Consider the following 8,842-nt stretch of genomic DNA (forward strand, 5'->3'; position numbering starts at 1 on the left):
GCGGGGAGCTTCCCGGCTCGCTCCAGGACTCGTCGGGCGCGGCGTTCCGGCTCGGAGGCGGCGAGGCGGGGGCCTGGGCCAGGACGGGGGTGCCCCAGGAGAGGACCAGGGCCGACAGGGTGAGGAGACCGGGGACGCGCATGGAAGAGGGCGGGCAGCCTAGCCCACGCTCCGCCCGTGAACGAGGCCGGCCTGCCCGTCCTCCGTCCCGCCATCCGGTCGCGTCCGGAAAGTGGCAGCCGCGCCACAATGGTGACGCCAGGGGCTGGCCCCGGTCTACCATCCGTGCTCGCGACAGAGGCGTCGGTGAGGAGAGCAGACGGGATGAGGGTCGGACGGGGTGTACTGCTGATGGCGCTCGTTCTGGGCGCGTGCAGCAGGCCCGGCGCGAACACGGAAGCGACGGATGCGGGCGTCATCGGGCTTCCGGGAAGGCCCTCGCCGCTGGCGATTCCCTCCTGCGAGGTGCTCCTGCCGGAGGACTTGCGCGACCTCACGCTCAACGGGTTCGCGATGAAGGAGGAGCGGGCCTGTCCCACGTGTGGACCGCTCTGCACGTTGAGTTCGGCCGCCCTGCCGGACGTGGCCCTGTCGGTGGCCTATGACTGCCAGCCGGGCTACGCGAGCGCGGACGTGCGCGCGTTGCTCGCGCCCACGTTGAACGCGGGCGGCGAAGAGGTGTCCGCGCTGGGAAGGGCCGCGGCCCGGCGCAGCCCGGTGCAGGGCATGACGCAGGTGGTGGCGTGGGATGACGACACGCCGTGCGTCGTCGTCGTCACCCTGCTGGGGGATGAGCCGGACCGCGCGATGGACGTCGCCCGCCTCGCGGTGACGTCGCACAAGGGGATGGAGGACGCGAAGGAGGATGCGGGCACGGAGGCACCGCGCGTCGAGGGCGACAATCCGTTCGGCGATGCACCGCTGGAGCCGCTGGACACCCTCACCGCGCCGCGCGCGGGAACGACGGATGTGTTGTCCGCGCCTCCGGGAACCCGAGCGCCGCCGCCCGTCGTGCCCGCCCCTGCCCCGCGGCCTCCGCAGCCCAGCGCGACGGCACCGACGGGCGGTGGAGCCACGCCGGTCCGTCCCGCGGCGGTGCCGCCCATCAACGTGCCCGCCGTGGTGACACCGCGTCCCGCGACGATGCCCGTGGCGCCGACGGTAACTTCGAGCGCCGCGACGCCCGCGCCGAGTGCACCGAACACCGCAACACCCGCTCCGAGCGCACCCACCGCCCCGACTTCCGTGACGCCCGCGCCGAGCACCCCCACCGCTCCGGCCGGAACGCCCTCGCCGACTCCCGCTCAGAGCTCCGGGACGGCCGCGCCAGACGCCCCGCCGAACGCGGAATAGGCATCGCGACACGTCACGCCTGTCATTGCGGATGGACGGGTGCGTCCCACCCTACCCATGCGCTCCGCGACGTCGGAGAGCCGCGTGGAGGACGTGTGGTAGGACCCGCGGCGATCGGCAGATCCTCGCTCTCACTCCTTCGCGCTTGAGCCAGTCCTCCCATGAAGAAAGTCATTCTCGCCCTGGTCATCGTCCTCGTAGGACTTGGCGTGGCGGGCGCATTCCTCTACCGGAATGCCTCTCCATCCGCCGCGGACCACCGGCTGCTCACCGTCGCCTCGGGTGATGAAACGGTCGCGTCGGTGGTGGTCAACCTGCGGCTGCTCAAGTCCGTGCGCTCGGTGGAGTCCTGGAAGGAGCGCATCGACCCGGCGGAGAAGTACCTGCTCAAGGTCGGCAACCTGCCGCCCCGCCACCGCGACCTGCTCCTCGAAACGTTCTCGTCGTTCGCCTCGGGCTTCGTGAAGACCGCCGAGGGCCCGTCCCCCTTCCGCCTGTTCGCCTCCCATGGCTCGGCGGATCAGGCACTCGAGGCCCTCAAGAAGGGGCACCTGGTCGAAGCCACCACCGGCGACGACTACATCCTCATCGACCCCGAGACGTGCGGACGCGAAGGCCCGTTCCGGCTGCTCAAGGGCGACAAGCTCCTCGCCTTCGTCCCCGCCGCGCTCGCGACCGACTTCACGGCGCGGCTCGCCCAGGAGCCCGGCCGCAAGATGGAGTCACTGTTGATCGCCCAGGGTGGCATCAACCTGCAGCCCTTCCTGGAGTCCCTGGCCCCGCCGTTCGTGCAGATGGCCCTGGGGCGCGAAGAAATCGTCGAGAACGCCCGGAGGCTTTCGCTCACCCTGCGCGCGGACACGGACGGAGGCATCTGGGCGGAGCTCGATGTCTTCGGCGACCACCCGGATCAAATCCAGAAGCTCTGGGAGAAGGCCACGGGCGCGGACTCGCCGCTGAAGACCGTGGCGGAGACCTCCGTCAAGGTCACGCCGTCGAAGGACGCCTTCCGCCTCACCTTCGACGTGAATGCCCTGCAGAAGCACGCGGACGTGCTGACCCGCAGCTTCTCCTCCTTCCAGAACGAAGCGCTGAAGGACGAGGACCTCAAGACCCTGGACGATGCCGAGGAAGCGCTGCTGGACCCCAAGGACCTCTACGCCTACGACGAAGCCCTGACGCCCGCGTCCTTCTTCGAGCGCTCGGGCGAGGATTGCAGCCCCTCGCACGGAGTCGCCCTGGATGACGCGAAGAAGCTCCGCCTCGCGTTCAACTCCTTGAGCGCCCGGGAGAACCAGCCGGAGGTCGACTTCGTCAGCCTGACCTCCTCCGTCTGCCTGCCCCCGCACTACGCCCCCGTCCTCGCGAAGCGCGCGTGGATGGAGGTCCGCGTCCAACAACCGGAGCTCGACCGGCCCACCTGTGGCCCGCTGGCGGACGAACCGAACGGGATGACGTCCGAAGAGGATTTCTCCCGTGAACAGTCCAATGACATGCAGGTCGCCGCCAACAAGGTCGGCTTCGCGTTCAAGCGCGGCGTGGACACGCAGAAGCTCCCAGCCATCGAAGGCTCGGTCACCGTGCAGGTTCCCACGCGGGTGAAGAAGGTCACGCTGGCCTTCGGTCCGCCCTACGGCAGGACCGAACTCGCCTTCACCGAGGGCAAGCTCACCGTGGAAGCGACCCGCGTCAGCGACGACGGCCTGACGTTCCAGCTGGGCTCGGAAGGCACCCCGCCCACGGTGCTGGCCGTGCGCGCCTTGAACGCTGCCGGGAAGTACCTCGAAACGGAGTCGCGCTCGGGCTTCTCCGCGAGCATGACGCTGCCGTTCGTGGGCCGGCTCGAATCCAATGATTCCTCCATCCTCGCCCACGGCAAGCCGGCGCAACTGGAGTTCGTCCTTGTGGACGCGACCACGCCGTACGTCCGGCCCTTCAAGCTCACCCCACCCTTCCCCCAGGCCGAGGACGAAGAGGAGGGCGACACGGAGCCCGAGCCCGCGGCCGCGCCACTCAGCCAGGCGGTCTTTGAACAGACGCTCCAGTCCGCCGAATCCATCGCCCGGCGGGAGGAGCGCTACACCCGCTACGCCAACGGAGGACTGCTCGCCGCGCCGGGAGTGCCGGGCGCCGCGCCCTCCCCGTTCAAGGTCCTGCTCCAGACGCAGGGCGTCTTCGAGAACAACCTGGAGATCGTCTGGACGGACGAGGTGCGCCAGCACTTCGGCCAACTGGATACGGGCATCCAGTTGGAGGTCCTGGAAGCGGACTTCGTCGACGGCACGCGCCTGCGCCCCGAGAACATGAAGGAGACTCGCGAGTCGGAGACCGGAGCGAAGGAGTACGTCTGGGGCTCCCGGTTCGGGGATCCGCGCGAGTGGAGCACGGCCGTGTCCCTGGGCCGCCCCAACATCTCCGCCGGTGACATCCGGGGCGTCATCTTCAGCGACTTCCTGCCCCACCGCATGGAGGACGTGCCCATCGCGCGCATCCGGGGCCAGCTGTCGTTCTCCCTGCCCGAAACCATCGCGGTGTCGGCCCTCACGCCGGTGAGCCTGCACACGCGGGCCACGCTCGGGGAGGCGCGCTTCCACGTCAATGCCATCGAAGGGGACGAGGTCGGCATCCTGAGCGAGAACACGGACCAGCCCGGCTTCTCGGCGGTGTTCGCCGACGCGAAGGGAAACCCCATCCGCGCGAGCCTGAAGAAGCGCACGGATTTCGATGACGCGACCTTCCGGCTCGACTTCGAGACCCAGGGGGCCGCGCGCCAATGGCAGATGCTCCGGGCCCAGGGCGCGAACAAGACCTATACCTACCCGTTCGAAATCACGGCCCACGAGCTCAAGCCCGTGTCCTCCAGGAAGAGGAAGTAACGCCCTCCGGCGCAAGGGCAGACACCTTGCGCCGGAGCTTCACGGCCCTCGGCGGGCTTCGATGAGGCTCATGCCCGTGCGGCTGGGCATGATGCCTTCCAGCGTCCAGCCGGTGGCGGCGAAGAGCGCGCGGAACTCATCCACCGTGCGCTCCCTTCCGCCCGCCATCACCAGCATGTTCAGGTCCAGCAACGACGCGAACGAAGGACTTCCATCGTCCGGCAACACCTGCTCCAGCACGAGCAGCCGGGCCCCGGACGGCGCGCTTTCGTGGATCCGCTGGAGGATGCGGGAGGCCTGGTCGTCCGGCCAGTCGTGAAGGATGAACTTGAGCAGGTACGTCTCCGCGGCGGGGAGGCCGGGCGCGAAGAAGTCGCCGCCCACCAGCTCCACGCGGTCCGCCAGTCCCTGCGCGTCCAGGCGGGCCCGGGCGCTGGGGATGACGGCGGGCAAATCGAAGAGGATGCCTCGGCAGCCGGAATGGGCCTTGAGCACATGGCCCAGGAGGACCCCCTGGCTGCCTCCAATGTCCGCCACCCGCGCGTGGCCGGAGAAGTCGTGGAGCGTGGCGACCTCCACGCCCACCTCGTCGGAGAGGTTGCCCATGGCCTCCGCGAACTCCTCGGTCAGCACGGGGTCGCGGCTCAGCCACCCCCAGAGGTCCGTCCCCAGGGTCTCGTGCGTGCGCGGCTTGCCCGTGCGGACCGCTTCGGCGAGCTGCCCCCAGGGCAGCCAGTGGCCAGGGCTGCTCATGGCGAGCGCGAGGCCTCGCATGGAGCCCGGCATGCCCTTGCGCAGGGCCTCCCCCAGGGGCGTCAACGCGAAGGTGCGCGGCGGGGCTTCCACGAGCATTCCCGCGGTGACGGCACCGCGCAGCAACCGGCACAGGGGCGGGACCTCCAGGCCCAGCACCCGCGCCACGTCGTCACAGGAACGTGGCCCTCCGGCCAACTGCTCCACCACCTCCAGCCGGACCAGCGTGCCGAGGATCTGCGTGATCCAATAACCGGTGACGTACTGCATGAACTGCGCGGTGTGCGAAGCCAGCGGTTCGGAGGAAGGTGCCATGCGCACCAGGGTGGAAGCCCCGGACGCTGGAGGACACCCCGCACTGGAGGATGAGGCTTGCGTGGGAAAGCGTGTAACGCCCCGCCGTTTCCTGGCGGAGGCACCCACCTCACCGGGTGTCGGGTGAAACCAACCAGTCCCAGTCTTCGTCGGTCAGGGGCAGTCGCTCGCGCTGACGGCGGGCAAGCAGCACTTCCTGCCGCCACGCAGCCAGCCCTCCCGGGATGGGCCACGCCCGGGAGACCGTGCCCTTCAGCGGCTGCGCGAAGTTGAGCAACAGCATGCGGTTGACCCGCTCGACGACCTGCGGCGTCGCCCCGGTGCGCAGCTGGAACTCCGCGCTGAACAGGGCGCCCGCTTCCCGCACGCTGCTCGAGGGAGTGCCCGCCATCAGGACCGAAGGCCACAACCCGAGGAGGGGCGGCTCCACGCCTTCGAGCAGCGCCGCGTGCAGCCGGTCATGCCCGTCCAACACCAGCCACTTCGCCAGGATGTCCACGTAGAGCAGCAGCGCGGGTGGCAGCGTCCCGTCCCGCGCGCGCTTGCGCCAGCTCTTCACCCGGCCGTCGTCGGGCGCGGAAGGTGCGCGGAGCGGAAGCACGGCACCGGGTCGCTGCGCGGGCAGCGTGTCCCACCAGTCCTCGTTCCAGGCCGGACCGAACCGCGTCACGGCGTCCAGCGAGTGCGGCGCCTGGGGTGGCTGACCGAACTGCCATTCCATGGGGGAGACGGGATGGCGCTCCGCCGTGTCGGCGGAGAGGACGCCCACGGGCCGCAGGCACCACTGCCCGGAATACAGCACGGACGCCGGAGCCTCCACGAGCTCCCGCGCCAGCTTCCATTCCCAGGCCTCCCACCAGGGCGCGGAGCCCGGAGCGTGGGACACGGCGCGGACCTCCGGCGCCGACAGCGAAGGCAGCCTCCAGGGTGACGGCGCCGTGCCGCGCAGGAAGACCGCGCGGTCCCACCAGTCGTCGATGCGCACCCACAGCAGCGGCGCATCACCGCTCATCAAACGGAGCCGGTAGCGCGAAGCCGCTTCCAGGCGCAGCGCCGGACGACGTGCCTGTCGGCCTCCGACGGGAACGTCCAGCACCAGGCCCGGACCTGGCGTGCGCAGGCCCCAGGTCTCCGTCCCATCCACGGTGATGGAGACGCCCGCCGGGCCTCGTGTCAGCGGCATGGCGGAGGCCTTGCGTGATTCACCGCGCGCGGGCTTCGGGAGGACACGTGGCTTCGGGGAGGCACCGCGAACTCCTGGAGGGACAGTCCCCTGTCCCGCGCCTGCACTCCGGGGCCCTGCTTCGCCCCGGAGCGCGGGAGGGTCTACAGCGTCTGCAGGTACGCCACGAGGTCGTCCACGTCCGCGTCGGACAACTGCGACGTCTGGCCGTGCTGGTTCGTCTCACGGCCGTTCATCAGGCGGGCCCGGAGCGTGGGCGCGCTGCCATCATGCAGGTACGGGGCGGTGCGGCCCACGCCCAGCAGCGACGGGGTGTTGAGCCCCGACATCATGACCCGCGGCGCGTCCAGCAAGACGCCCGTGCGCACCAAGGTGCCCACATCCGCGTTGGTGTTGTTCGTGAGCAGGGTGCCCGAGTGGCAGGTGTCGCACGCCGCCTTCTTGTAGAGCGCGGCGCCGCGCGTCTGCGACTCGGTCAGCGGCTGGCCGTGGTTCGGGTTGTCCGTCGCTGGAATCGAGTCGATGAACGCCGCCAGCTTCGACACCGTGTCGGTGTCCAGCTGGGAGCCGCCCATGCGGTCGATGACCGTGGCGTTCATGAACTCGCCCAGCCCGGAGAACTCCCCGCTCCAGTGGAAGGGCGCCGTCGACGTCGTCATGCGGCCCGCGAGGCTGGGCGTCTGGCGCGGCCCGTCCGGGAAGCCCCAGACGTGTCCGTCCTCGCGGCCCCCCAGGTGGCACGACCCGCAGGAGACGGCCACCATGGGGCTGGTCATCTTCGGATCCGCCGCGGTGAAGAACAGCCGCCGGCCCGCCGCCGCCATCGGGGACAGGACGTCGCCCGCCAGCGCCAGGGGCTCGCCCTCCACGAACACGGTCTCCGACAGCCCCTCCCCGCCATTCACCAGGATGCTGAGCGTGTGGTCGAACGCGTTGTAGACATACGCCTTGCGCCCGTCGCGGGTGATGGCGATGCCGTTGGGCCCCGCGCCCACCTCCACCACCTGCCGCACGGAGCTCGCCTTGTTCGGCAGGTCCTCCCCCGAACGGCGCCACGCGGGCACGATGGCCACGTTGTTCGTCTCCTGGTTCACCAGGAACAACCACGCGCCTGAGGGGTCCACCACCGCCGCGGCGGGGCCCTGAAGGGGCGTCATCATCGACGGGCTCGCGATGAGCGACGTGGGGAAGTCCGGCTTCTCTTCCGGCGGCGGCTTGCACTCGTCCAGGTCGTCCACCACCGGCACGGGCACGTCGTCTTCCGCGTTGAAGGTGATGAGGCCCGCGGCCACCACCCCGCCGCCCACGCCCGCGCCGCACGGCGTGCCTCCGCCGTACATGGAGCCACCGCCCCCCATTCCGTCATCCGGCGACGACGCCAGCGGATCCTCGCGCGACCAGAGCACCGGCGCGAAGAGCCGCCGTCCGTCCGGAGCGCCCAGCAGGTCCACCATGCCGCGCGCGCGGAAGGTGCGCGGCCCCTGGGAAGAGCCCGGCGGGAGCGGGGTGTCCAGGTCGGAGACGCGCCCCGGTCTGGAGGACGCGCGGTTCGCGCGCGCGTTCAGGTCCGTGCCTTCGCGCACGACCCGGGGACGGTCCGCGTCCGTCAGGTCCACCGTCATCACGTCGCCCTGCCGGAACAGCGTCACCGCCGCCTTCCTGCCGTCCTCCAGCAGCGCGATGCCGCGCGGCTCCTCGCCCAGCGGCAGCTCCCAGCGCGCCGTGAGCGAAGCCGTGTCGATGGCGGTGAGGCTGCCGTGTTCGCTGGACGTGCGCGTGGCGCTGTTCACCACGTACAGCGTCCTGCCATCCGGTGACACCGTGAGCCCCGTGGGCTCCACGCCCACGTCCACGCGCGCCGCCTCCACCGCGTCGCCCTTGCGGATGACGGACACGCTGCGGCCGCCACGGTTCGTGACGTAGACCGTGTCGTCCGGGCCCACCGTCACGCGCTCCGGACGCGGGCCCACCCGCACCTCGCCCACCTTCTCCCGGCGCTCGGTGTCCACCACCGCGAGGATGCCGTTGTCGGCGTCCACCACGTAGAGCGTGGAATCATCCCGGCTGAGGGCCACGGACCCGGAGGCATTGCTCCAGGTGCCCGCCACCTCGCGCTCACTGCACCCCGAAAGCACCAGCGTCACCGCGCAGAACGCGGCCCATCCCTGCCGTCGCATCGGAAAGCCTTCCCCTCCCGTGTGGCCCGCGCGCCGTCGTGGCTTGCGCGCGCAGGGTCCCCACGGCCTGTCGGGTGCGTGCCGGCCCTGCTCACACGCCGTCCCGAGGGCCCCATGCTCGCCCACCCGTCCACCGGAAGTCGATGCCCTCCACACCCGCCGTGCGCCCCCGGACAGTGTGGGGA

5 protein-coding genes are annotated in these 8,842 nt (G+C 70.7%); 2 read left to right on the plus strand and 3 right to left on the minus strand.

What is annotated here, in order from left to right:
* The first annotated feature begins 324 nt into the window (after positions 1-324).
* Together D7X74_RS35900 and D7X74_RS35905 are read left to right on the plus strand one after the other, a co-directional pair.
* Complete coding sequence (locus tag D7X74_RS35900; protein ID WP_147446806.1) at positions 325-1,353, plus strand: hypothetical protein; 1,029 nt, start codon at positions 325-327, stop codon at positions 1,351-1,353.
* Between the two features lie 161 nt (positions 1,354-1,514).
* On the plus strand, positions 1,515-4,229 hold the full coding sequence (locus D7X74_RS35905; RefSeq protein WP_120537496.1) for a hypothetical protein: 2,715 nt from the start codon (positions 1,515-1,517) through the stop codon (positions 4,227-4,229).
* A gap of 39 nt (positions 4,230-4,268) precedes the next feature.
* On the opposite strand, the gene D7X74_RS35910 is transcribed toward D7X74_RS35905, so the two are convergent.
* The 3 genes from D7X74_RS35910 to D7X74_RS45135 all read right to left on the minus strand — a co-directional run bounded on the left by D7X74_RS35910 (position 4,269) and on the right by D7X74_RS45135 (position 8,657).
* Complete coding sequence (locus D7X74_RS35910) at positions 4,269-5,297, minus strand: methyltransferase (RefSeq protein WP_120537499.1); 1,029 nt, start codon at positions 5,295-5,297, stop codon at positions 4,269-4,271.
* A gap of 109 nt (positions 5,298-5,406) precedes the next feature.
* Positions 5,407-6,480 carry a hypothetical protein gene (locus tag D7X74_RS35915; protein WP_120537497.1) on the minus strand — a complete coding sequence of 358 codons (1,074 nt, stop codon included), beginning with the start codon at positions 6,478-6,480 and terminating at the stop codon, positions 5,407-5,409.
* Positions 6,481-6,623: 143 nt separating this feature from the next.
* Positions 6,624-8,657, minus strand: a complete 2,034-nt coding sequence (locus D7X74_RS45135) for a c-type cytochrome (protein ID WP_120537498.1) — start codon at positions 8,655-8,657, stop codon at positions 6,624-6,626.
* Positions 8,658-8,842 lie beyond the last annotated feature (185 nt).

Origin of the sequence: Corallococcus sp. CA047B (assembly GCF_003612065.1) — a bacterium.
Taxonomy (GTDB): domain Bacteria; phylum Myxococcota; class Myxococcia; order Myxococcales; family Myxococcaceae; genus Corallococcus; species Corallococcus praedator.

What these genes read in the sequence shown, in the direction of transcription:
- D7X74_RS35910 (WP_120537499.1), bottom strand. Translation starts at nt 5,297, where the DNA reads ATGGCACCTTCCTCCGAACCGCTGGCTTCGCACACCGCGCAGTTCATG.
- D7X74_RS35905 (WP_120537496.1), top strand. Translation starts at nt 1,515, where the DNA reads ATGAAGAAAGTCATTCTCGCCCTGGTCATCGTCCTCGTAGGACTTGGC.
- D7X74_RS35900 (WP_147446806.1), top strand. Translation starts at nt 325, where the DNA reads ATGAGGGTCGGACGGGGTGTACTGCTGATGGCGCTCGTTCTGGGCGCG.
- D7X74_RS45135 (WP_120537498.1), bottom strand. Translation starts at nt 8,657, where the DNA reads ATGCGACGGCAGGGATGGGCCGCGTTCTGCGCGGTGACGCTGGTGCTT.
- D7X74_RS35915 (WP_120537497.1), bottom strand. Translation starts at nt 6,480, where the DNA reads ATGCCGCTGACACGAGGCCCGGCGGGCGTCTCCATCACCGTGGATGGG.